General features: G+C 62.8%; 21 protein-coding genes and 2 pseudogenes. 17 read left to right on the top strand and 6 right to left on the bottom strand.

All coding sequences use genetic code 11. From position 1 onward, the window contains the following. Nucleotides 1–19: 19 nt before the first annotated feature. The gene (locus AC5Y6Y_RS14875) at nucleotides 20–778 is read right to left on the bottom strand and encodes a pyrimidine reductase family protein (protein ID WP_463826873.1); all 759 of its coding nucleotides are present in this window, start codon (nucleotides 776–778) and stop codon (nucleotides 20–22) included. Here AC5Y6Y_RS14875 and zapE point away from each other — a divergent pair. Continuing rightward, nucleotides 777–1,862, top strand: coding sequence for a cell division protein ZapE (gene zapE, locus AC5Y6Y_RS14870; RefSeq protein WP_463826872.1), 1,086 nt, complete (start codon nucleotides 777–779; stop codon nucleotides 1,860–1,862). The two genes, AC5Y6Y_RS14875 and zapE, sit on opposite strands and share 2 nt — an antisense overlap. On the opposite strand, the gene AC5Y6Y_RS14865 is transcribed toward zapE, so the two are convergent. The 3 genes from AC5Y6Y_RS14865 to AC5Y6Y_RS14855 are packed head-to-tail and all read right to left on the bottom strand — an operon-like array spanning nucleotide 1,825 to nucleotide 3,674. Next, the gene (locus AC5Y6Y_RS14865) at nucleotides 1,825–2,367 is read right to left on the bottom strand and encodes a GNAT family N-acetyltransferase (RefSeq protein WP_473140084.1); all 543 of its coding nucleotides are present in this window, start codon (nucleotides 2,365–2,367) and stop codon (nucleotides 1,825–1,827) included. The genes zapE and AC5Y6Y_RS14865 overlap by 38 nt on opposite strands. A 1-nt stretch (nucleotide 2,368) precedes the next feature. Then, nucleotides 2,369–2,893: a hypothetical protein gene (locus AC5Y6Y_RS14860; RefSeq protein WP_463826871.1), complete on the bottom strand. Its 525-nt coding sequence runs from the start codon at nucleotides 2,891–2,893 to the stop codon at nucleotides 2,369–2,371. A 49-nt stretch (nucleotides 2,894–2,942) separates the two neighbouring features. After that, the gene (locus AC5Y6Y_RS14855) at nucleotides 2,943–3,674 is read right to left on the bottom strand and encodes a Clp protease N-terminal domain-containing protein (protein ID WP_463826870.1); all 732 of its coding nucleotides are present in this window, start codon (nucleotides 3,672–3,674) and stop codon (nucleotides 2,943–2,945) included. 100 nt (nucleotides 3,675–3,774) lie between these two features. Between AC5Y6Y_RS14855 and AC5Y6Y_RS14850 the strand changes: the two genes are divergently transcribed. From AC5Y6Y_RS14850 to AC5Y6Y_RS14790, 13 genes and pseudogenes are all read left to right on the top strand, one after another. After that, nucleotides 3,775–4,092, top strand: a complete 318-nt coding sequence (locus AC5Y6Y_RS14850; protein ID WP_473140045.1) for a DUF732 domain-containing protein — start codon at nucleotides 3,775–3,777, stop codon at nucleotides 4,090–4,092. A gap of 273 nt (nucleotides 4,093–4,365) precedes the next feature. Beyond that, nucleotides 4,366–4,491: a hypothetical protein gene (locus AC5Y6Y_RS14845; RefSeq protein WP_463826867.1), complete on the top strand. Its 126-nt coding sequence runs from the start codon at nucleotides 4,366–4,368 to the stop codon at nucleotides 4,489–4,491. 153 nt (nucleotides 4,492–4,644) lie between these two features. Then, nucleotides 4,645–5,553: pseudogene (locus AC5Y6Y_RS14840) on the top strand (alpha/beta fold hydrolase). A gap of 101 nt (nucleotides 5,554–5,654) precedes the next feature. Next, a complete protein-coding gene (locus AC5Y6Y_RS14835; RefSeq protein WP_463826865.1) occupies nucleotides 5,655–6,284 on the top strand; it encodes a hypothetical protein in 630 nt (209 codons plus the stop codon). 86 nt (nucleotides 6,285–6,370) lie between these two features. After that, entirely contained in the window at nucleotides 6,371–6,715 is a 345-nt protein-coding gene (locus AC5Y6Y_RS14830; protein ID WP_473140043.1) for a DUF732 domain-containing protein, read from the top strand. Nucleotides 6,716–7,072: 357 nt separating this feature from the next. After that, entirely contained in the window at nucleotides 7,073–8,197 is a 1,125-nt protein-coding gene (locus AC5Y6Y_RS14825; RefSeq protein WP_473140083.1) for a tyrosine-type recombinase/integrase, read from the top strand. Nucleotides 8,198–8,301: 104 nt separating this feature from the next. After that, the gene (locus AC5Y6Y_RS14820; protein ID WP_473140042.1) at nucleotides 8,302–8,580 is read left to right on the top strand and encodes a hypothetical protein; all 279 of its coding nucleotides are present in this window, start codon (nucleotides 8,302–8,304) and stop codon (nucleotides 8,578–8,580) included. A 158-nt stretch (nucleotides 8,581–8,738) separates the two neighbouring features. After that, a complete protein-coding gene (locus AC5Y6Y_RS14815; protein ID WP_473140041.1) occupies nucleotides 8,739–8,984 on the top strand; it encodes a MerR family transcriptional regulator in 246 nt (81 codons plus the stop codon). Nucleotides 8,985–9,285: 301 nt separating this feature from the next. Beyond that, on the top strand, nucleotides 9,286–9,834 hold the full coding sequence (locus AC5Y6Y_RS14810) for a hypothetical protein (protein ID WP_473140040.1): 549 nt from the start codon (nucleotides 9,286–9,288) through the stop codon (nucleotides 9,832–9,834). A 279-nt stretch (nucleotides 9,835–10,113) separates the two neighbouring features. Next, nucleotides 10,114–10,542 (top strand): hypothetical protein, encoded by a 429-nt coding sequence (locus AC5Y6Y_RS14805; RefSeq protein WP_473140039.1) that lies wholly within the window; start codon nucleotides 10,114–10,116, stop codon nucleotides 10,540–10,542. A gap of 178 nt (nucleotides 10,543–10,720) precedes the next feature. Further along, complete coding sequence (locus AC5Y6Y_RS14800; protein ID WP_473140038.1) at nucleotides 10,721–11,179, top strand: HNH endonuclease; 459 nt, start codon at nucleotides 10,721–10,723, stop codon at nucleotides 11,177–11,179. A gap of 149 nt (nucleotides 11,180–11,328) precedes the next feature. Continuing rightward, complete coding sequence (locus AC5Y6Y_RS14795) at nucleotides 11,329–11,667, top strand: hypothetical protein (RefSeq protein ID WP_473140037.1); 339 nt, start codon at nucleotides 11,329–11,331, stop codon at nucleotides 11,665–11,667. Between the two features lie 368 nt (nucleotides 11,668–12,035). Further along, on the top strand, nucleotides 12,036–12,191 hold the full coding sequence (locus AC5Y6Y_RS14790; RefSeq protein ID WP_473140036.1) for a hypothetical protein: 156 nt from the start codon (nucleotides 12,036–12,038) through the stop codon (nucleotides 12,189–12,191). Nucleotides 12,192–12,401: 210 nt separating this feature from the next. Here the strand turns inward: AC5Y6Y_RS14790 and AC5Y6Y_RS14785 are convergent. Beyond that, nucleotides 12,402–12,771 (bottom strand): annotated as a pseudogene (locus AC5Y6Y_RS14785) (transposase); the annotation flags it as partial. A 233-nt stretch (nucleotides 12,772–13,004) separates the two neighbouring features. On the opposite strand from AC5Y6Y_RS14785, the gene AC5Y6Y_RS14780 reads away from it, so the two are divergent. From AC5Y6Y_RS14780 to AC5Y6Y_RS14770, 3 genes are all read left to right on the top strand, one after another. Beyond that, entirely contained in the window at nucleotides 13,005–13,544 is a 540-nt protein-coding gene (locus tag AC5Y6Y_RS14780) for a hypothetical protein (RefSeq protein ID WP_473140035.1), read from the top strand. After that, on the top strand, nucleotides 13,541–14,074 hold the full coding sequence (locus AC5Y6Y_RS14775; protein ID WP_473140034.1) for a hypothetical protein: 534 nt from the start codon (nucleotides 13,541–13,543) through the stop codon (nucleotides 14,072–14,074). The genes AC5Y6Y_RS14780 and AC5Y6Y_RS14775 overlap by 4 nt, the downstream gene beginning before the upstream one ends. Nucleotides 14,075–14,274: 200 nt before the next feature. Continuing rightward, entirely contained in the window at nucleotides 14,275–16,347 is a 2,073-nt protein-coding gene (locus tag AC5Y6Y_RS14770; RefSeq protein WP_473140033.1) for a GmrSD restriction endonuclease domain-containing protein, read from the top strand. A 690-nt stretch (nucleotides 16,348–17,037) separates the two neighbouring features. Here the strand turns inward: AC5Y6Y_RS14770 and AC5Y6Y_RS14765 are convergent. Further along, on the bottom strand, nucleotides 17,038–22,398 hold the full coding sequence (locus tag AC5Y6Y_RS14765) for a sacsin N-terminal ATP-binding-like domain-containing protein (RefSeq protein ID WP_473140032.1): 5,361 nt from the start codon (nucleotides 22,396–22,398) through the stop codon (nucleotides 17,038–17,040). Nucleotides 22,399–22,401: the final 3 nt, after the last annotated feature.

Genomic DNA, 22,401 nt, shown 5'->3' with positions numbered 1-22,401 from the left:
GCCGACCACAGTAGCCGGGCTACACCCTGACGTAGCGCGTGTACAGATAGCCGGCGTCGTCGGTGAGCACATGCGCGCAGCGCATCCGGGTCTGCAGCTGGCCCAGACCCGAGACGATGCGGTGCGCGGCGCCGCCGACGACGACGGGCGCGATGGTCAGGCACAGCTCGTCGAGTAATTCGCGGTCGAGGAAGGCGCCGAGCAGCGTCGGTCCGCCCTCGGTCAGGACGCGCGACAGTCCACGCCCCCGCAGGGTGCTCAGCACGGTGCCTACGTCGACCTCGCCGGGATCGTCGGCCGAACAGGCGATGACGTCGTCGACCACACCCGACAGCAGGCGGCGGGCATCGTCGGCGGCGGCGGCGCAGGTGAGTACCAGTGGCGCCACCTCGGTGCGGGTGAAGACCGCCAGGTCGTGGTCGAGGTGACCGGTTCGGGTGACGATCGCTATCGGCGGCACCTCGCCTTGACCACGGGCCTGCCGCTGTTGGCGCTGCGCGACGCTGAGTTGGGCACCCGCGTAACCCTCCGAGCGCACCGTTCCCGCCCCGACCACAATCACGTCGGCCAGTTCCCGCAGCACGACGAAGACCGCCCGGTCACCGGGGCTGCCCAGGGCGCCGCTGAGACCCTGGACGGTGGCGCCGCCGTCCAGGCTGGTGATGAAGTTCGCGCGCACCCACCCGAGGTCGGGCGGATAACCGTAGAGCCGGGGGAGTTCGGCGGGATCCAGGTCGCGCGTGGCGCCGAGCAGCGTCAGAGACGTCTCGCCAGGCATGAGGTCGATTGCAGCACGTCGCTACAGTTCGTGCATGCACGGGGCCAGTTCGGCGCAGGTCGGTCACCTGGTGGATCGGCATCCGTCGGTGTCGCCGGAGCGGTTGATCGGCCAGTTGCGGCCGCCGCCGACGTTCGCCGACGTCAGCTTCGCGACGTATCGGCCGGACCCTGCCGAACCAACCCAGGCCGCCGCCGTCGAATCCTGCCGGGAGTTCTGCCGGCAGGCCGAGCAGCGCCGGGCGGGCCGCAAGAAGTTGTTCGGCCGCCGCGAGGTCCTGCCGGGCGTCGGGTTGTATCTGGACGGTGGGTTCGGCGTCGGCAAGACCCACCTGCTGGCCTCGGCCTATTACCAGTTGCCCGACGCCGCGCCGAAGGCGTTCGCGACGTTCGGCGAGCTGACCCAGCTGGCCGGGGTGTTCGGCTTCGCCGAATGCATCGAGCTGCTGGCCGACTACACCGCGGTGTGCATCGATGAGTTCGAGTTGGACGACCCGGGCAACACCACGCTGGTCTCCCGGTTGCTGTCGTCGCTGGTCCAGCGGGGGGTCTCGGTGGCCGCCACCTCCAACACGCTGCCCGAGCAACTGGGCGAGGGACGGTTCGCGGCGCAGGACTTCCTCCGCGAAATCAACACGCTGGCAAGCATTTTCACCACGGTTCGCATCGAGGGACCCGACTACCGGCACCGCGACCTGCCGCCGGCGCCGCCACCGCTGTCCGACGAGGAGGTCGCCGCGCGCGCCGCCGAGGTCGCCGGGGCGACGCTGGACGACTTCGACGCGCTGTGCGCCCATCTGGCCACCATGCACCCGTCGCGGTATCTGACGTTGATCGAAGGCGTGACCGCGGTGTTCCTGACCGGCGTGCACGGGGTGGACGACCAGAACGTGGCATTGCGGCTGGTGGCGCTGACCGACCGGCTCTACGACGCCGGTGTGCCGGTGGTGGCCTCGGGCGCGAAACTGGACACCGTCTTCAGCGAGGAGATGCTGGCCGGCGGTTACCGCAAGAAGTATCTGCGGGCCACGTCGCGGCTGCTGGCGCTCACGCTGATGTCGGGGAGGCGAGCGCCCGGACCATGACGTGGTCGTCCTCGACGAAGTCGCCCATCTGAAATGTCCTGCTGCCGTTGATCGTGAAGTCGAACTTGGCGTAAAAGCGCAGTGCGCGAACGTTTTTCTTGTTGGTGCCCAGCCACATGCAGCGTGCACCCCACCGCGTCGCGGTATCCAGCGCGGCACTCATCAGCGCCGCCGAGACGCCGTGCCCGTGGAAGTCGGGCAGCACATACAACTTCGACAGTTCCACCGCCGGGCGCAGCGGGACGGCGCGCTGGATGTCCGCGTCGTCCGGCACACCGCGAATCAGCATGGCGTAACCTACAATTCGGCCGTCGTGCCGGGCTACGAAGACCGCACGTCGCTGGTCGGTGAGGTACTGCGCGAAACGTGGCGCCGACAGGTTCGTGTCGATGAAAGCGGCGATGTCCTCGGCGCGCGACCACGGCGGGCACGCCAGTGGAAAGGTGCGCGCCGCGACGTCGGCCAGGTCTTCGGCGTCGCCGAGGGTGGCGAGTTCGATATTCAGTTCAAAGATTCCACTGCGCGAGGTGAACTCCGGTCTTGCGGTCCAGCAGGACGACCACCGACACCGGATCGCGGTAGGCGTCCCAATACACTCCGCCGCGCACCACCGCACCTGTCGGGGCGTTGCCCAGCTGGGCGTCCAGCCAGTCGGGTGCGTCGCACGGCCGCGGCTTGTAGGCGTCGGCGAACGGCGTGACACCGTCGAAACTGAAGTTCGACGCCATGATGTAGGAGTTCGGTACTCGGACGGCACGGACCACCACGTCGGCCCGGGCCACCGTGCTGTCGGGGAAACTCTTGACCGGCACGCCACTTCGCGTGTAGCCGAAGCCCGGTGGCGGTTCGACCGGCACCACACTGGTGACGGTGACGTCGGCGACGTAGGTGCCGGTGTCCACCCGCAACGTGTCACCGAGATGACCGATGGGTGCGTCACCCGCCCGCGCGGCCGGCAGCGCGGCGTCAACCGGCAGCGTCCCGGCCGTGACGACGAGGAACGCGGAAAGGGCGATCAGCCAGCGGCGCATCCTCGCATGATGACATATGCGCAAACGTCGCGGGAGGGGTTGATCGGGCTCAGGTATCGGTCGGCTCCGCGGTGGTGAGCGATTCCAGTGCGGCGCGCAGATCAGCCTCCACCCGATCTTTCTCGACACCGGCCCGGTGCAGTGGCCCGGCGCCGTCCTCGAGCTCCAGCAGCGCAAGGAGCAGGTGTTCGGTGCCGATGTAGTTGTGGCCCAGGCGAAGTGCTTCACGGAAGGTGAGTTCGAGCACCTTGCGGGCCGGGCCGCTGAACGGGATCAGCGCGGGCGGTTCGCCGGTGCGCGGCGGGAGTTCAACGGACTGGCCCAGTGTGACGGTGTCGATCTGTTGCAGCCGCAGCAGAGTGGTGGCCAGTGCGGCCGGATCGTTGAGCACGCCGAGCAAGAGGTGGTCGGGGGTGATGTGGCTGTTGCCGGCCTGGTGCGCGACGTTCTGGGCGGCGACCACCGCATTGCGCGCCCGCGGCGTGAACCGGCTGAAACCCTGCTCGGGGTCCAACGGGGTGGCTTCGGCTTTGGGCACGAATCGCTTCTGCGCGGCTTGTTTGGTGACGCCCATGGCTTTGCCGATCTCAGTCCAGGAGGCCCCGGAGCGGCGGGCCTGGTCGACGAAGTGTCCAATCAGATGGTCGGCGATCTCGCCGAGGCTCTCCGCCGCCAGTACCGCATCGGTCAACTGGTCCAGGGCGCCGGTGTGCACCGTTTTGATCACCGCGATCAGGTCGTCAAGGCGGACCGGGTAGGCGATTTTGGTGGATTCGACCATGTCGTCAACTTTAGGTTGACGGTCTGGATGCGTCAACCTCATGTTGACGATTTGCGTTCGAGATGCAGGGTTGCCGAGCCTCTGGAACCATCACAGAGCTATGAGACTTCTGCTGGTGCTCACCGGTTTAGCCGCCTTCACCGGCCTCGCCGCGCCGGCACACGCCAGTCCTGACGAAGACCAGGCGCTGCTGGTCTCGCTCAATGCGGCGGGCATCAAGTACAAGGACACCGCGAGCGTCATCACGACGGGCAAAGCGGTGTGCGAGATGGCGGCCGCCGGCAAGTCCGGCGTCGAAGTGGTTCAGGTGCTGCAGAGCGCGAATCCCGGGCTGACGCAGGAGAATGCCGCCAGGTTCACCGCGATCGCGGCGGGGGTCTACTGTCCGGCGCGGCTGCCTGCACAGACGGGCTCTTGAGCGACGTGTCCCGATACCAGCCGGGTGCTGCCGTGCCCGGCCACGCATGCGGGACGTACGCCTGCCTCTTGGGCGAGTCGATCAGTCGGACCAGCAGCACGATCACGGCGGCGGTGACGCCGAGTCCGCCGAGTGCCAGCACGATCAGGATCAGCAGACTCGCCATGACGACATTGAACCAGCGGCCGGCACGCCAATGCGGCAGGAACTGTTTCGTGCAGTGCGAGCCCGGGTAGCTCACACGCAAACATCCAACGCGTAGACGGAGGAGCCGTGACGACCGCTGAACAGCCGCCGCCAGAAGGTGACAAGCAACCCCCGCAGGCCACTTCGGTCAACAACACCAAGGACGGTGCCGGGGACGCAGAAGTCGAAGGCGACGACGCCACGGACCAGTGAGCCGCGCTGGAGGCCAGAATCTGTAGTGCGGGTTGGTTTTTCGGTACGTCGGAGATCGTGTGCGGTCGACTCCGGACGGCACTCGATAGCCTGTGAGCTATCGAATCTTCGGAGGTCGGGTTGAGAACAGGGTTGCTGGCGGGTACGGCACTGGTGGCGGGCTGGGCCGGGTTGCGCGGATTGGTCGCGTGGATCGAACGCAACCCGGATCCGTTTACGCGCGAACAACTTCTGGCCGAACCGCACGGCGCGGAGGTATCGATCACCCGGCCGGACGGCACAGTGTTGCGTGCTGTGTCTGCGGGGGAGGGGCCGACGGTAATCCTGGTGCACGGTTATTCGGTGACCCTTGCGGAGTGGAACATCGTTTGGGATGAGTTGCTGGGCAAAGGATTTCGGGTTATCGCGTTCGATCAACGCGGTCACGGTCGCTCGACGCTGGGCGCGGACGGCATCGGATCGGAAGTGATGGCGGCCGATCTTGCCGCGGTATAGAAGCACTTCGATGTCAGCGATGCGGTGCTTGTCGGGCATTCGATGGGTGGATTCGTCACTATCCGCGCCTTGCTGGAGCGGCCTGATCTGGTGTCGCGACTGCGCGGCGTGGTGCTGTTCGCCACCTGGGCGGGCCGGGTGCTGGACGGGGCTCCGCAGAACAAGTTGCAGATCCCGCTACTGGAGTGGGGCGTATTGCGGCGGCTGATCAAGAACGAGACCGTTGCGACGCTGTTCGGGGCCGCGCAGTGCGGCACGCGGCCGTCGCCGGCGATGGTGAAGGTGTTCGTGGAGGGGTTCCAGGAGCATGTGGACCAGCACGGGCCGCACGTGGCGATCGTGCGGGCGTTCTCGCGGGAGGATCGTTACCCGCGGCTGGAGGAGATCACGGTGCCGACGGTGGTGATGGTCGGTTCGGCCGACCGAACCACGCCGCCCAATCACTCACGCCGGCTCGCCGACGGTATTCCCGGGGCGCGGCTGGTGACCGTGCCGGCTGCGGGGCATGCGCTGAACTGGGAGGCGCCCGGCGAATTGGTGAAAGTCATCGAATCCTTTGGGAAATAGCGGCTTTCGGTTTCCTTTGCCCGATGTATTCCCAGCGGGTCGACGATGGGCTATGTTGCGCGATACGGCCGCTGTCCAATTTCCGAAAAAGGGAGTCAATGGTGACAAACGTATCGACGGCGGGAGCCGCGTTCGCGGTGGCCGCCCTGGTAGTGGGTGCAGCGGTCACGGGGTGCGGGAGCGACAACTCGCCAAGCCCGTCGTCTTCGTCGTCGTCTTCGGCTTCTTCGTCCGCGGCGTCCTCGTCGACGGCGCCGTCGGGCACCGCCACCGGGCAGCCCGGCGACTACACCGGTCTATTGATCCCGGCCACCGACATCGTCGTACCGGGGGACACCTTTGTGCAGACCCAGTCCCTGCCCATCGCCACTCCGGCCGGAGTCGAAGGGGTGTTCAACAACCAGGCCAACACTCGCAAAGTCGAGATCTCGATCTACGTCTACAACAACCCGGACGAGGCGAACCAGGCGCTGGACACCACCTCGAAATCCATTCAGGAGCTGAGCGTCAAGGCGCCGACGACGCCGGCCGAGGTGGGCATACGGGGCGTCATGGCGATCGGTCCATCACCTGACGGCACCAAAGCCAAAGGTGTGGTGATCTTCACCGAGGGCAAGGCGCTGGGGCTCATCGAAGCCGAAGGGGCACCGGACGACCCGGTGGACCAGGGCTTCCTGCTCGATGTCGCGCGCAAGCAGGACGCCAAGATGAAGGCGGGACTGCCCGGCTGATCTCCACCCGCAATCGGAAGTGCTTGCAGGCGAGCTGATTCGGGGCCCGTAGGCTGAACCAACCTGCCTCGACGTAGAGCTGTGGCTTGATCGCGCCGCTTGCCGGACAGACAATCGTGTTCATGCGCGCTGTTCGTATCGTTGTAATCGCTGCGGCATTGTGTTGCGTCGCAGGGACGCCACCTGCTCACGCTGACGACGTCAGCTTCCTCGACCGGGTGCATGCTGCTGGTATGCCGTTGACTGACGAGAAGGCGCTCCAGTTGGGTAACGCGACTTGTGTGGACCTTGGCAATGGCATCGCAGGGGCGGCGATCTTGGAGGCGAACAATCCCGGAGTTGGTGACCCGTTGCTGACCGAGACGCAGAACTTGGAACTATTCAACGTTGCGGTGTCCGAGTTGTGTCCGGAATTGTGGAATAGGAATTGAGCCGGCCGGAGGCTAAAGACGGAGAGTTACCACCGCTGCGTCAGCAACACCGAAAGTGCCTGTAGCTGGCCCCCAGGCAAGGCGTAGCTGACAGGCTATTGCAAATTCCGGTACGACTGATAACCACGGTTGATCAGGCAAGACTCTGGTGCGCGATACTGGTTAGAACTAGCTCAGAGTGTTAGCCGATGAATATGTTCTGACCTCGCGTTTCGTTCCTCCATCTGCGATGTCATGTCACAGGGTAACGTGATCCAGACGGAACAATCCGGAAACAAAAGTTGCTGGATGAGTTCACGTCCAGTTCACGTGAACTCGCACAGTGAACAACGATCCATCGCGCTGGGAGGTCCTCCGGTGGCACGGAAAAACGCCAAATCGGGCACGTTCGGATCTGTCGATCAGCTGCCCAGCGGCCGTTATCGCGCGCAGTATTACGGGCCCGACGGTCGCCGTCATAAGGCGCCGACGACGTTCGTCGCGAAGCGGGATGCGCGCGCGTGGCTGTCGCTGCGACAGTCCGAAATCATCTCGAAGGCGTGGCAGCCGCCCGATGCTGTCCAGGCGCCGAAGCTCACGTTCACCGAGTACGCGGAGACATGGCTAGCGACCCGCCAAGTGGCCGGACGGCCGCTGAAGGACCGCACCCGCGAGCACTACGAGAAGCTGCTCGAAGACCACATCTCGAACACGTTCGGGTCGCTGCCCATCGCCTCGATAACCGCCGACGACGTGCGCGCCTGGTACGCCAAGACGTTGACGGACAAGCCGACGATGCGATCGCACGCTTACGGACTGCTGCGAGCCATCATGACGACGGCGGCGAGCGACGGGAAGATTTCCGCGAACCCCTGCATGATTCGTGGCGCCGGCACGGCGAAGCGTGTCCATAAGGTGAGGCCGGCGACAGTCGCCGAGATTGGCGTGATCGCCGACGAGATGCCCGCGCAGTGGTCAATGATGGTGTTGTTCGCCGCTTGGCTGGCGATGCGCTTCGGGGAGCTAACGGAGTTGCGGCGCAAGGACATCGACCTGAGCGACGAGGTAGTGAGGGTGCGCCGCGCTGTGGTGCGCACCGACGACGGCTTCACGGTGACCACGCCCAAGAGTGACGCCGGCGTCAGGGATATCGCGATCCCGCCGCACCTACTCCCGGCCATCGAGGCGCATCTGTCCAAGCATGTCGGCGGGAAGGCTGACGCACTCCTGTTCCCGGCCGTCGGTGGCGGACATCTTGCGCCGGCCACTCTATACCGGCGGTTCTACAGGGCGCGCGGGAAGGCGAACCGAGATGATTTGCGCTGGCACGATTTACGCCACTCCGGCGCGGTCCTCGCCGCAGCGACTGGTGCGACGCTGGCGGAATTGATGGCGCGCCTCGGGCACTCGACGCCGGCCGCTGCGATGCGTTACCAGCACGTCGCACAAGGTCGCGACCGTGAGATTGCGGCCCTGTTGTCGAAGCTGGCGGCGAACGGATGAGGGATTCAAAGTGGTGGCAGCAGCGTTACGGCGGGCCCCCACCGACACCGGCTGTTCTCGTCTGCACCGGCCGCGGTGAGCACAAGCGGGTAGTCCTGCTCGGCGTGATGGTCTACACGCACAGCGGGCTGGTTGAACTGGCTGACCGCCACTACGCGCCACGCGTGACGGGCAGCGGCCGGCTCGACGTCGGCGAGCCGGCCGGCGCGCTGCGTTATGTGCGTGTCGCACGGACACGGGAGCAGAACCAGGAAGCATTGAGTGATGCTGCCGCATGGGAATTTTCGTGTCCACGCTGCCCACGGGCCACGCCGCGAGTTCGTAAGGAACTGATTGCCGCCGCGGTTCGTCAAGGGAACGTCGAACTCGACGTGTCGCAGTAGGTTCTCCGAGCTTCCTGATATCGTCGGAGCTGTTCCGTTTGACGGGACTTGCCGGCTGTACTCGCAGGGATGGCCGGGAGATGTTCGCCAAATGGCCTGCGTTGTTCGGCCCCTGCTCCAACCCGGCGGGATTCTGTTAGAACCCTTGGAGTTGGGCGATGGCGAAATCTGTCGTAAGTACAAAAACCCTTGCAACGCAAGGCCCTAACCGCGCCGAGCGCCGCGGTCGCCGCTACGCGACCTTGCAGCAGGCCGGTGAATACATTGGCGTAACTTCCAGGTGCGTCCGCGAAATGATCTCCGTCGGCCGGCTTATCGGCTACCGCAACGGCACCCGGCTGGTGCGCGTCGACCTGGACGAAATCGACGACAAGCTAATGCAGCCGTTCGGCGGCGGCGCGTGAATCGGTCACCTGATCGGCCGGACGTCCATGTCGGGGCTAACGCATCGCGGCCGGGATTTGTCCTGTTTGCCGTGGGCTCCGGCACAGATCCGTTTTCGGTCACTCCCGAGTTCGCCGACGATGCGGTCACCGAAGCCTGCGGCGCGCGGAGCGATGACACATATTGCGACGCGGAAGCTGCGCGTAGGCACACCGAACGCCCGACGGTCACACAGCCGACGAGCAGCAACTATTCGGAAATGTCCGCCCGGACAGCGGCCGGACATGTTTCGGGCGAACGGACCTTTCGTCGCGGTGCGACGTGACAGAGCAACTGGCGTTCTGGGGTTCGCCGCGGCGACGCCGGCGACTGGGCCGGCCGTCGCGGCGGGCCCGTTTCGATCGAGCGCTCGAAACGATGTACATCTACGCGGCGCTAACCGCTGGCGCCGACCCGACCAACAACCGTGCCGAACCGTCGATGCTGTGGATCCAAATGAGCGACGACGACTGGAAGGACCCCTGGCTCGCCAACGTCGGCATGGCCGCATTCGGCCTGTACTGGAAAGCACTTTCCTGGGCCAACGACCAAACCCGCGGTCGCGATTTTCTGTCCGCGGAATCAGTGCTCGGAGACTTGGAGTCCTGGTTCATCCCGGAGCGGGAAGTGCGCGGCTGGAAGGCGGGCCGCGAGGCCAAACAACTGGTTCAAGCGCAGATCTGGGTTGCGATGCAGGGCGGCTACCGATACCTCTACCTGCGCGATGAGAACAAGCCGAAGACGGTCTTTGAGAGGCGTTCCAGGGACACCAGCCGCAAGCGCAAACAGCGCGCGCCCAAGCGCTCCGAGTCCGCCGCTGGGGGATGGTGAATGTGTTTGCTGGAACAGGCTTGTCCCGATGGGACACCTGGCGGGACAAGGTTTCGGTCATTTCAAACCTCGCTACAAGTGCGCCACCTGTGAACTGCGCAAATCGGTCAATGTCCCCGCGGGACATATGGGTACGTCTCGAACTAACGCGAGCTTGTGTCAGCGATGAGTTTGCAGACGTAACCGCTGCCGCCTTCACGGCGCAACGTTCCAGTCCCGAAAACGCGCTGCCGCGGGACTCTGCCCCCTTGCCACGTATCGGTTTCTGGTTGCTTGTCGATGTCTGTCGCTGCTGCGCGCATCAACCACAGCCTCACGCCGAGCGTCTCCGTCGAACAACGGACGCGTTGGCACGCGAACAGCTCACAGAAAGCGACCAGCCGCAATTTCATGGCAACCGAGCGCAGCGAGGGCGGCAGCCTGTCGTTGCGTTTCTCGGGTACGGCACTAACGCGCGAGCACGCGGACAGAGGGTGGTGGCCGATGACCCGGCGTGACGCCATCGAGCAGGCCGCGCGCCAGGCGAGAATTGCCGCAATCCGCTCCTGTGGCGGCTGTGACCCATCCGGCTGGCTCCTCGGCCCTGACCGCACGCCCATCGAGCCCGCAGTCCGGTGCGACCGCGCCGCACCGGCCAAGCCGCCCGCCGTTCGGGACATCACCCAGCCGGTCCACCAGCCAAACCGAACCGAGGAGTCTCAACAGTGACCACGGCCGCGACCCGACTCGAACAGTCGGTGCCCATCGAGGACCAGGACGTTGCCGCCGGAGCCGCGCTCGTCTGCCACCGCGGCCCGAATGCGGGCTACCAAGCCGAATGGACCTTCTTGGACTCCATCGAGCAGGTACGCGAAGCCGAAGCCGAACTGACACCATGCGGCCCGTCATGCATCAAAGTCCAAAGCGCCCTCCGCATCCCGAACACAACGACGCGGCCCGGGACCGCCACGACAACGAGGACCAGGACGTGACCGCTAATCCTCGCTACGCCAACGGCGCCCGCCGCCGCGCACTACGAATACGGATCCTCCGGGAGCAAGACTACTGCTGGATCTGCGACGAAGAGGTCGACAAGACGATCCCAACACCCGATCCAATGTCCCCCGAAGTCCACGAAATCATCCCAATCGCCCACGGCGGCAACCCAATCGACCCCACCAACTGCGTCTTGACACATCGCATCTGCAACCAATGCCTCGGCACCGGCAAGCACCGCGGCTTCTGCCCCGTGTGCCAACGTGACACCGCCGACGTCACAGACACTACCGGCGCCGACGCATACGGACGCCGCGGCCACATCAACCCCCGACCAGGAGTCTCCTACATCACCTGGCGCACCTGGTGAACTAGCACAAGCTGCTGACCAGGGGGGATGACCCGCCCCCAGGGCCCCGGGGCGCTCCCATGGCCTAGCGCCCTCCCTCCCCAGAGGTTTCTTTTTTCACAGCAGGAAGGACGAACATGACTCCACGGAAACGGCAAGCCCCATTGCAGGTGGTGCACGACGAAAATACGCCGAAGAAGGCACTAGCCCGGAAGGCGCCGGCGGCGAAGCGGGCGCCGCTCAAGGCTGCGCCCAAGTCGGTTGCGGAGGCTGCGGTGAGTGGGGATCGCCGGGAGTTGTTGTTGGCGCTTGGTAACCGTGTCGGCAAGGCGCTCGATGATCCGAAGACAGCGGGTCCGGCTTTGGCTGCGTTGATCAAGCAGGCGCGTGAAATCTCCGAGGCGATCGCGGCGATCGACCAGGCCGCCGATGCCGCCGAGGCGCTGTTGGGTTCGAAGTCAATCGTCGCGACCACACCAGATGAGGCTTGGGATGAGTCGATGATCTAGGCCCCGTCAACCGCCCACCCGCTATGCATTTGTTCAGGCAAAGAAGCGGAACACCGTGACCAACCAAGATGAACTGAGAGGCGCGCCCCACACATTGATTTGCGATATGCGAGAGCTGCCACCCGGGGCCCCGCGACATCAATCGCCCTCGCTGAAATTGAGGGCTACTCGCGACGCTGGGAAGGGAACCGTTGGTGGCACGTGTCCGGTCTCATTCTCGTCGTCAGTCGGGACCCTAGAACAATGACAACTTCGCTGAGCCAGCCGCGGCGCGGTTCATCTCAATGATGTTGTCCCTTCCGTATTGGCATTCTCTCCGAGTCGCTCGACCGTCTGCAACCCTGGGCGACGGCCACTAAGCAGCCAAGGTGATCGTCGCCCCCACGGTGCCAGTGGCATTCACCGCCAGCGAAACATCCGGAGTCGGTGTCGACCGCGGATCATCGGTGTCACCGGACTATCTCGACCGGCGCCCGTTCCGGTTCGACTGCACCATCGAGCACATCGATGTGAAGGTCTCCTAGACACGGTGACCACCGAGACGGCCAACGCTCGCCGCCACGACGGTCCTCCACGTCCCGTCGCCGGCCTGAGAGGGACCCGTTTGGTGCCCCAGCCGCTATGTGACTTTCGGTTGATGGGTCGCGGCCCACTGTAGGGCAAACTCAGCTGGGTGCGATCGCCATGGGCGGAGTGGTGCCGATTGGCGTTGTAATCAGGATCTTCATGATTGACGGGTGTAGTTGGGGCCTGCATCCGCCGGCTTCGAGTGGTGATCTGGCGATGTAGTTGGTGAGGTTGCGGAAGCCGAGCGCGGAGCCGCCGAGATGCTCGAGGCGGCCGTTGATTGCTTCGGTCGGGCCGTTGAAGGTGCCGGGTCGGTCGAAGTAGGCCGACACGTCGGCGGCACGTTTGTTCAGGGTCCGCCCGAAAGTGAGCAGTTCGGTCAGTGCCTTCGGGACGCCGACACTGAGGGTGGTGATCAGTGCCTATAGTCGAGCTTCTGCCTGTATGTCAACAGGTCAGCTCCGGTGTGCAGGGTACGCCGCGCCCGACATAGCGGATCCTGTTGCGGCCTCGGTGCCCGCAGGTGGCCAACTGGACCACGCAAATGCCCGCCTGGAGCCGCCGGTGCACGCCTGCGTCGTAGACCGCCTACCTATATGAGGAGGTCTGACCGACCACAGCTCCCGGCACGTGTCCAAACACCCGTACGGCCACGGACCGGACGATAACTCGGCATCCGACACGACCAAGTAGCGACACGGTGGGACCCAAATCGTCGGTGCCCGGCAGTACTGTGAAAGTGATTCGGCCGAAGTGAGGAGTGCGGATTGATGGGCGCCGATCGTGGCGAGCCGCTGGGGCGGCGCGGCCGACGGCCGCACGACTACTTCGACAGTGTTCCCAACCACCTCGATACTCTTCCCGACTACAGAAGGCTGGCCCGCGAAATCGGACAGAAGATCGCCGCCACTCGGCCGCCGAATGTCCTGGCGCACAACGGTCGGGTGTTCTGGAAGCTCACCGATGCCGACAGTGGAGCACTCGCCTGGCTCGCATTCACCCGGCCAGGTGCACGTTCGGCGCTGGCCCAGCGCAAGGTGTGGACCCTGATCCCGCACCTGCAGGAATTCATCGCTAACTGGTACGTGAGCGTCGACCATGAGCTCACCGATCAGAGCCAGTGGATACACACGAACATCGACGTCTATGAGGCACGCGAACTGGTGCTGCTGGTGCCGCAGCCGCACGCCGAGGACATCAAGCGGATCACCCGACCCGAAGCGGTGCTGACCCTCGACGACATCGACCGGCACAAAGTGACGACCGTGCTTGGAAAGGGAACTGCTCAAGCGATGAAGGCTCGACGATGACTCGCCTGAATAAACAGGAATTTCTAGCCTGGGCGTACGACGACCTACTCACGAACACGACTCGTGGTGTGCTGGCCGAGTACATCGTGGCCAAAGCACTCGGCATTCGCGACACGACACGCGTGGAATGGGACCAGTACGACCTCGAGATCGACGGTGTCAAGGTAGAGGTGAAATCAGCTGCCTACGTGCAAACGTGGAAGCAATCGCAGCTATCGAAAATCGTGTTCGGAATCCGCCCCGCGATGGGCTGGGACTCCCGCACCGACACCTATGCGACCAGCACACAGCGAAGCGCCGACGTGTACGTTTTCTGTCTGCTCGAGGGTGAGGACCGCGGACATATTGACCCACTCGACGTGGCTCAGTGGACGTTCTACGTCCTGTCAACAAGCGAGCTGAACCGACAAGTTCCGACACAGAAGAGGATTCGACTCGGACCGCTGATAGCGCTCGGTCCGCGCAAGTGCACATACGACGAGCTCAAAGCCGCCATTCACGAGGCAGCATCGGTTAATCGCGGCGCTTAGAGTGCCGTCCCCGCGCGGTTACGTCATGCTGCCCCTGCGGCAAATGGTTCAGGTCTCCTCGAAAGATGCCCGCTGGACGTGAGAGGGACCCGTTTGGTGTCCAGTCCTATGCGACTTTCGGTTGATGGGTCGCGGCCCACATGGTTAGAAACCCCGCCGACATCAGCTGGTGCACAGCGCTTGATGGATATTCTGCAGGGATGCGTGCCAAGGAGGGTACTTTCCGGGATCTAATGACCCAGGATCGGCAGTTTCAGGTTCCGCTATACCAGCGTCATTACCGCTGGAAGACCGATCAGCAAGAGGTGCTTTGGCAAGACATTCTCGAGCAATACCGGGCGTTGACGGAGGGCTCCGCGGCGCCCAAGCACTTCATCGGCAGTGTCGTCGCGGTTGAAAAGGATGCCGACCCGCTGCATGACTTCCGGGAATTCCGCGTCGTCGATGGCCAACAGCGCCTGACGACGCTATCGCTAGCGTTGGCCGCACTTCGTGACGTCGCCAAGGTCGATGATCCCGAGCAGTTCGATCGTCTCAACAAGAAGTACTTGATCAATGACACCGAACCGAAAGGTTCACACCGGTGGGCGCGGTTGGTGCCCGGTGACGAGGACGCCGCGCCGTATTGGACAGTGCTCACCGACCCCGGCGCCGCATCTGGGCACAGTGCGATTGTCAACGCCTATCACTTCTTTCACCGCAGGATCGGCGTTCTGCATGCGTCGGGCGAACTGGTGTCCGATAGCCTCGCTACCACGATTGGGGATCGGCTGGCTTTGGTGTTCGTGACTGTCAGCGAAGGGGAACGCCCGCATAAGATCTTCGAATCAATCAACGCGACCGGTGTTGGATTGACCCAATCGGATCTGCTGCGCAACTACCTGTTCATGGCCTTGGGGCCGCGGTCCAACTCGGTTTACGTCCAGCACTGGCGGCCGCTGGAGAAACTGCTCGGCACCGACGGCCTCGAGGGGCTGGTACGAGATGACCTGCAATCCTCCGGTGACTTCGTCAAACAGGGCGACGTTTACCGCACTGCGCGAAGCCAACTGGAACCGTACGCCGCCGACCTCGACTTCTTGGAAAGTCACGTCAAGAAACTCGCTCGCCGCGGCGCCTATTACGCGGTCTTCCAGCAACCCGCAGACCCTGGCGTCAACGTAGCTGAGCTCGGTATCACCACGGAGGCGTTACGCCACCTCGCCTTCTTGAAAGGATGGGGTGCCAGTACGACCTACCCTCTGCTGCTGCACCTCTATGCGCGAGTTGACGCCAGCGGCGCTACTCCTGAACAAGCCGAACGCTGCCTGGAGGCCATCGAGTCGTTTCTCGTCAGGCGCTACCTCGTCGACACCCCGACTAACGTCTTGAACCGACTGTTTACAACCGCTATCGGCAATCTGCCCCAAGGTGAACCGATCGACACCGCGCTGCGCCGAGAGCTATCGCGGGACAAACGCTGGCCCGACGACAACCGGGTACGGGAAGGCATCGCCACGGTCCCGTACTACCTCAACGGCCGCGCGTATCAGCAGCGTCTGGTGCTGCAGCGATTGGAGTCGTATCTGCGAGCCGAGGTGGATCTCGACTTCAATTCGGCGAAACTGTCCATTGAACACGTCATGCCCCAAACCCTGAGTGACGGCTGGAAGAAACAACTAACCGGCGCCGGCCACGACCCTCGGGAGGTGTTCGACCGGCTGGGACACACTCTGGGCAACCTCACCCTGACTGCCTGGAATTCCAAGCTGTCGAATCAACTCTTCGAGCGCAAACAGGAGATCCTCCAAGACTCCGATTTCAAGCTCAACGACGCCCTGACCGCAGCGTCGGAGTGGGGACCCGAGCAGATCGAGGCCCGATCGCACGCATTGGCCGACGCAGCGATCGCCCTGTGGTCACCACCAGTGCCTGGTGTCGTATCGGCCAAATCTGGGTTCGACTGGAGCCGCGTCGACGACGCCGTCGCCGCCATCCCAGCCGGCTCCTGGACCTCTTACGGCGACCTGGCCGAGTTAGCCGGCACCGCAGCCCAACCGACGGCCAACCACATTGCACACGACCCGACGGTCACCAAGGCTTACCGCGTGCTCAGCGGCGACGGCTCCATCAGCTTCAAGTTCCAGTGGCACGATCCCGCCGACGATCGCGACCCCATGGAGATGCTGATCGGCGAAGGCATTGAATTCGATGACAACGACAAGGCATCCCAGGCGCAACGCCTGGGACCACCTGAGCTGGAAGCGCTGATCGACAACCAACCACCGGAATAGCGCAATCAGCTCGGCTCGCTGCACACCTGAATACCGATGGTGTTTGGGGCGTTATGAACATATTGTGCTGAGTGGCAGAGGTTGTTGGTTCCAGCAGCCGCGCCGAATATGCACGGAAACGGGCGGCCCCTGTCGGGCGAGACGCTACCGCGCGTGGTGGCCTTTAGAGGGTTTGTGCCATGTGCCCAGCCGTAGGCATCCGTCTAATCTGCCGTCACAGGCGAGGGAAATATCCTGTCGCTTCTGGAGCGGCTTCAGTGGTCGGCTTGGGGGCGGGTGCACGGTGAGTCTCCAACTGGGGAAGTCGGCAAACGGCAAACGGCATCGGTTCGCGTGTCCCCCACCGGGGGAGGGGCGCGGGGTGGCTGTGATTGGCCATAGTTCATGCATCTGGCATATCGACAGAGTTGCTAAACAATAGCAACAGGTCGACAACCGAATCGGGCTTCGCTATATAAGAATTGCCAACTCAAGCGAACACCTTGCACTGCAATCGTATTGGAGTTCATCGCACGGAACTCCGGTGGAGTTGCTCGATTCATCGCTGGACAGTCTGGTTGCGTATCGAGGCAGACTGTAAGAATCACTTTGGTGATGATCGAGTCGGACCAGTCCTTTGGTGGCTGCGATTTTCGGCTGCAGGTCGGCTACTGCAGTTGTGAAATGCGATTGCCGTTTCAGGGAATGCGATTACAGCGAACGGGGAGGCTCAGCTTTCGGCGAAAACGTGTATCGCAGGCCGCTGCCGACAACGCGATAAGTTTCAGATCCGCGCTGTGAGAATGGGTTTGGAAGGAGAAGGGGATTCGCGTGCTGTGGGTCCAAGGCGAACTGAACGTAGACAATGCGGTACGCGTCCCGCTTGGTGTTCTTTCGCGCCGCATCAATCTCCCGCTGGGTGAGTTCGAATTCGGTTCCGTCCTCCGCCGCCCCCTTGACCTCGAACATGAACCGCCCCGCCCTGGTCTGGACATCAATGTCGTAACCAAGAGTATCGTCGCCGTCGCGACCGCCCTCGACCTTGTCCCTGTATCCAGAACGCCAGTTGACAACCCCACTGGTCGCGTACTGCTGCTTGAGCCAGGCCAGCGCAATCACTTCAGCGGCGAGGCCGATGACCTGTCGCTGGCCCTCGCTGAAGCGGGTTAAGTTGCGGTAGACGGACCTCGGCCCCGCCTGATTGCGAGTTGGCTTGCGGGCGGCGGGAATCGGGCCAGGCTCGATTCTGAATGGGCTCCGTAACACGCTGGGCGGCAGTGTCTGGCGGACCTCGGCGGCTATCTCGGCGAAGCAATCGGGATCCACGCCAAATCGCCGCGAACCTAGCGTGATCGTGAATCTTTCTGCCTGTTGCCTAGCTCGTTGCTGTTCCTCCTCCGAACGGCCACGGGCGAGATCGTCGTCGGTGAGACTCAACCTCGCGGCCTCAAGGCTGTGAGGCATGTCAGCTGGCCAGATTTGTTCGCGTTCCATGTGTCCGAGAAGTGGTTGCAGGTCCCTGAGCTCGACGAAGTCGAGCAGACCTTGTTCATCTGCCCAGTCGGCGAGACGACCGCCGCACCCGTCGCCCGACCAGAGTTCGGGGCACGGCACGCTTGCCTTGATGCACCACGATCGCACCAATTTCGCAGCCGCGTCCCCAGCCGCGGTGACCTGACGACGATTGGCGGTCTGAAGGGCAGTCACCGAATTGGCAACGCCGACGTCGTGGGACAGTGCAAATGCCTCATTTTTTCGGAGCCAGTCGTCCACCTCGGAATGCATCACCGCATCATCTGGTATTTCGTAGTCATCGAGCCACGACGGGTTCCGGTCCAGTCCGGGGAGGCTGCGCAGCCTGACGTAGTTTCCCAGAGGTTCTCCGTCAGTGAACCGGGCGATGAATACCTGCTGTAGACGGCAGAGGATCGCGTCACGATTCCGCTTGACGAAATAAGCGAAAGCTTGTTCATGTGCGTCGGGGTCGGCGAGTGTTGGACGGCCCAAGCCCTCTAAGGCGAGGTTGAAATCCCGATATGTCACCTGCAACGCGTCGCGTAGTTCGCGAAGGCTCGACACGGTCTTAGTAATGGGAAGCAGATCCGGGGATTGAGGGAGATCGAAGGTCGTCAACGCCGAGCGGACGTCGTCCTCGGTGTTTGCGTGAGACAGCAGTCCAATCATCTCTTCGCCGGCAGCGACAGAGACCAAGCAAGCCACCGCAATAGGTATTCGATCACGCAGAACATCGATCTCGGAGCCAAGCCGTGCGGTCACATCATCGATCTGGCTTCGCGTGATGTCCAACGATGCAGCGCATCGATCCAACGTCGGTGGTTGATCGTCGTCGACGTCGTCGACGTGGTCGCGCCTCAAGCGGACCAGACTCTCGAAAAGAACTGAGCCGATTTCAGGTGCTCCGGTCACGGCGGCTATAGGGTGTGCCAACTTCTCCAGCGTTTCCCATCGGACTTCGTCATTGAAATCCGTGACAACAATCACAGGTTGGGATGGAGTGACGACCGCGAACGCCTCACGATGCGGCATCCGATCCGTGGCGGTGTGGCCGCCGATGGAAAGTCGCAATTCCCGTGCTGGTACCAGCCGGATCGTCCGCAAGCGTGACGCAGCTTCACGCAGGGATCGGTCGCCATACCTGCGGAACTGACCGCTGCGAAACTCTAACGCCGCAACTACGAGGCCGACGAGCCAGTCGTCCCCTGGTGAGATCAGCGGGAGACTGGGAGTGTCGTCGTCCAACGGAACACCGTCAATCTCAATCGAGACCTCTACATGCGAGAGCAACTGCACGTCATCACCGGATGCGCCCGCCTTGAGAGCTGCGGCAATCTTGCGACCATCCGCTGGTTCTGCACATACGATTGGAGCGCGGACCTCCTCGAGGAGTTTCGTTTTGGCGCGGTCGGTGCCGTCGTCGACATAGACCGGACCCCGTCCTTCTTCAAGCTCGAGAGCTTCGATCAACCCCTCACCACGCCGCACCAGGACCGAGGGTACGTACTCGGTCGGCCACCAATCACGTCCCTGTTGCAGGCTGTGATGGATAGCTCGTTCGTATTCTCGGGCAATTGGCCCCATCTCGGAGGGATCGGTCGCTCCGTCAGCGACCATCGCGTACAACTGTTCGGCAACATCAGGCGCATCGCGCGGATCGTTCCAGCATCGAATGCCACACCAGGAGCGAAGACGCTCGGGCACAGCGCTGTTTTGCTGTGCGAGTCGACGCAATGACGGCGGTACCAGCACCGCAAACTTCGGTGAGGTTTCGGACTTGCCGTCATCGAAGAGCCACGCTCCGGCTGGATCGCTGAATCGGGATTCGTCGCGATGCAGGACGGGCACCCAACGGGCCTCCCGGAGGAAGACCTGGACTGGGGTCGGCCATTTCAGCGGTACGTCCTGTGGGTGATTCGCTCTGCGTACCCCAACCGTCAGATAATCGACGGACCATACTTCGAGATTCTTAAAGATGAGCGCAGCGTATTGCTCTTTGGCTGCCGCGGAGAACTTCTCGAACTCGAATTGTCCCGGTAATCCCCATAGTTTGGTAACAGATGTGCACCTGGTCATGGGGTACCTAGAAAACCATTGTGCTTCACCGGTTTTTGATTGCCAGAGATTGGCAAAATCCAGGTCTAGATTGGCGAATCTCGCCCAAGCTCTGGGCGTGAATATCGAACCATCCGACCTGAACGGATCTTTACACAAGGACATCGGATGCAATCCGTCGCGTACACCGAGCCGCTTCAGATAGGCCGTCCACTCCGATATCGGCGCATCGTCAGGTACCCAGGTGTCAGGGGCTAGCAGCAGGTGTTCGTAAAGCTCGGCCAGGCTGGGCGAGGTTGAGCCTGTCAGTTGAATGAGCTGAACCAATGACGACCCCTGGGTATTAGGCCACTGCGCGGAGAACAGAGCTTCACCCGCGGGTCGCCAGTCGCTATTCGTGGGGACACGCAGGCCGATGGATCTCAACGTGGAATCGTTCGCCTTGTCCTTAAGTTTGTACGCGAATCGAAGGGCCGCTCGTAACACCGCAACATCGTCGTGGTTCTTCGGGTTCCTCAAAAAGCGTTGTACTGCAGCGAGGACATCCTGTGTTCGGTAGCGGTGCACAAGGTCGCTGTCTTCCAGAAACTTTCGGCACCTGCGGGCGATCTTCCGCGACCCATCTGCCGGGACGTACCAATTGAGGTCTTCGCGGGTGAATGAAATAGCCTTCGCAAGCTCAGGTGGCAGCGTGAAATCGAAGGCCGTATCGACATCTTCTTCACCTTCTGTTTGATCTCGAACGGGTGCGAAGAAGACTGTCCGAGACTGCCGCGCTTTATCGGAGATGCCGCAGTGCACTAGTTTGCTGTTGGTGTCGACGATCAGCCGGCGCCCGTGCAGCGGGGAAGCGTCTCTACCTGCGAATGCGTTGGCTATATCGTCGTAGAAATCCATCCACTGCTGACCTGTTGGTGCCGGATCAGTGCGCCACAACCGTTTGGCGACGACCTCGAGCCACTCGGCCACTTCGACATCACTGGGGTGCCCGTCATCAGTTCCGTTCGACAACTGGAGGCGTAGGTCGCCGAGATTCTCGATGCGCGCCGGCCCGAGATCGGGGTCAACGATTGTGGCGCCGGTGTGCTTGCATAGGAATTCAGCGGTGACTGTGTTCATCGCGTGACCGAACGTGTCCCAGCGACGTACGTCAGCGACGGCGCCGAATGTCGGCGTCTGGTTCAGAGAGACGATTGGCACAAGTCCTGACTCATCGATCGACCTTCCGAATTCCTCGAATGCAGTCGTCAGAAGCGGGAGATGATCGCTGTCCCAACAGATCAAGTCGAGACATAGCGGAGCGTAGTCGGTGGCGTTGTCCCGAATCCAGAATGCAGCATCGACAGAGAGTCGTGCGATCTCTTCGAGCAGGAATGCGTTGAACCGAACGCTGAACCGGACGCTGTTGCGATCGAGCTTGGTGAAAAATGGTGCATTCACATGGGCGGGAAAGGGCGCCTCGGAATCTTCCATCGGTAGGAAGGTGTAGAACCGCCACTCGCTGTCGGCATGATCGAGTTGCAGCGCAACGGAAACGGTGGAGTCTTGCTTCCAAGACGCCCACCGATCGCTGATCTCGGGGGCAGAATCGGAAATCGCGGCGCTTAGCGCGGTACCAGAAATGGGACGGGTGGCGACAATGAAAGTGCCCTGCTCGCCGAGGTCCACTTGGTCGACAGCCAGAGCATCCTGCTTGGCCATGCGCTTGATGCGGCGATGCATTCGGTCGTCACGTTGTGCCAAACCATCGGTAGCGCGGATACGCAGGTGTAGTAGATCGATGCGCTCGAGGAAGAGCAGCAGCGGTGTCGTGCTAGCTGTTAGCCGACCCATCTCGGTTTTCACGCGACGTGCGGCTCGCTCATCGTCCAGCGGAAGGCGAACCACGGTGCAGTAACCGGAATGTCGGAAGTCTGCGACCTGCGCCGGGACCTCATCAACCGGTATCGGAAGCGCGTATGGCGGGACGTCACGGAGCACGTCTTCGAGGTCTCCCTCACCGACCAACTGAGCGACATCCAGGCGTGTCGGAAGCCGGAAGCAGTAACCGTCGAACGTGCTCCTATCCGTCGAACCAGGTCGCGCCGAGTAGATCTCGGGCCATTGCGACACCTGCAGGACGCTCTTGAAGCCGACTCCTTTGTTGCCGATACCTTCACCAGGCTCCTTGTCGCTCTGGGCAATGTCTGTGATTGCGTCGAAGTTCTCGTCGATGAAGGGCCGACCGGTATTCGCTACGTACAACACACCGTGTTCGCCCTCGGCGAGGTCGAGGAGGACCGAAACCTTTCCGGCCGATAAGTCTTTTGGGTTTGCGTCGTACGCGTTCTGAATCAACTCGATCAGAAAGCGATCTCCGTACTCACGGGCAGCGTCTTCGCCATAGTGCTTGACGCTCGACGCCCATCGAACGCCTCGGGCACGCTCAAAGCGGTAGGCATCGATCGCGTTTACGGCTTTTTGACTGATGCGGTTGGCATAGTGCGCTGCGGATTGTTTCATCGG

It is taken from the genome of Mycobacterium sp. NGS24 (genome assembly GCF_059813065.1).
The sequence above is the reverse complement of the archived record's forward strand: the minus strand, read 5'-3'. Positions and strand labels throughout refer to the sequence as shown.

Coding starts and splice junctions, on each gene's coding strand:
- AC5Y6Y_RS14815 (WP_473140041.1), top strand. CDS start 8,739: ATGGCGAAATCTGTCGTAAGTACAAAAACCCTTGCAACGCAAGGCCCT.
- AC5Y6Y_RS14765 (WP_473140032.1), bottom strand. CDS start 22,398: ATGAAACAATCCGCAGCGCACTATGCCAACCGCATCAGTCAAAAAGCC.
- AC5Y6Y_RS14780 (WP_473140035.1), top strand. CDS start 13,005: ATGGGCGCCGATCGTGGCGAGCCGCTGGGGCGGCGCGGCCGACGGCCG.
- AC5Y6Y_RS14805 (WP_473140039.1), top strand. CDS start 10,114: ATGTCTGTCGCTGCTGCGCGCATCAACCACAGCCTCACGCCGAGCGTC.
- AC5Y6Y_RS14800 (WP_473140038.1), top strand. CDS start 10,721: ATGCATCAAAGTCCAAAGCGCCCTCCGCATCCCGAACACAACGACGCG.
- AC5Y6Y_RS14875 (WP_463826873.1), bottom strand. CDS start 778: ATGCCTGGCGAGACGTCTCTGACGCTGCTCGGCGCCACGCGCGACCTG.
- AC5Y6Y_RS14855 (WP_463826870.1), bottom strand. CDS start 3,674: ATGGTCGAATCCACCAAAATCGCCTACCCGGTCCGCCTTGACGACCTG.
- AC5Y6Y_RS14775 (WP_473140034.1), top strand. CDS start 13,541: ATGACTCGCCTGAATAAACAGGAATTTCTAGCCTGGGCGTACGACGAC.
- AC5Y6Y_RS14860 (WP_463826871.1), bottom strand. CDS start 2,893: ATGCGCCGCTGGCTGATCGCCCTTTCCGCGTTCCTCGTCGTCACGGCC.
- AC5Y6Y_RS14850 (WP_473140045.1), top strand. CDS start 3,775: ATGAGACTTCTGCTGGTGCTCACCGGTTTAGCCGCCTTCACCGGCCTC.
- zapE (WP_463826872.1), top strand. CDS start 777: ATGAGGTCGATTGCAGCACGTCGCTACAGTTCGTGCATGCACGGGGCC.
- AC5Y6Y_RS14770 (WP_473140033.1), top strand. CDS start 14,275: ATGCGTGCCAAGGAGGGTACTTTCCGGGATCTAATGACCCAGGATCGG.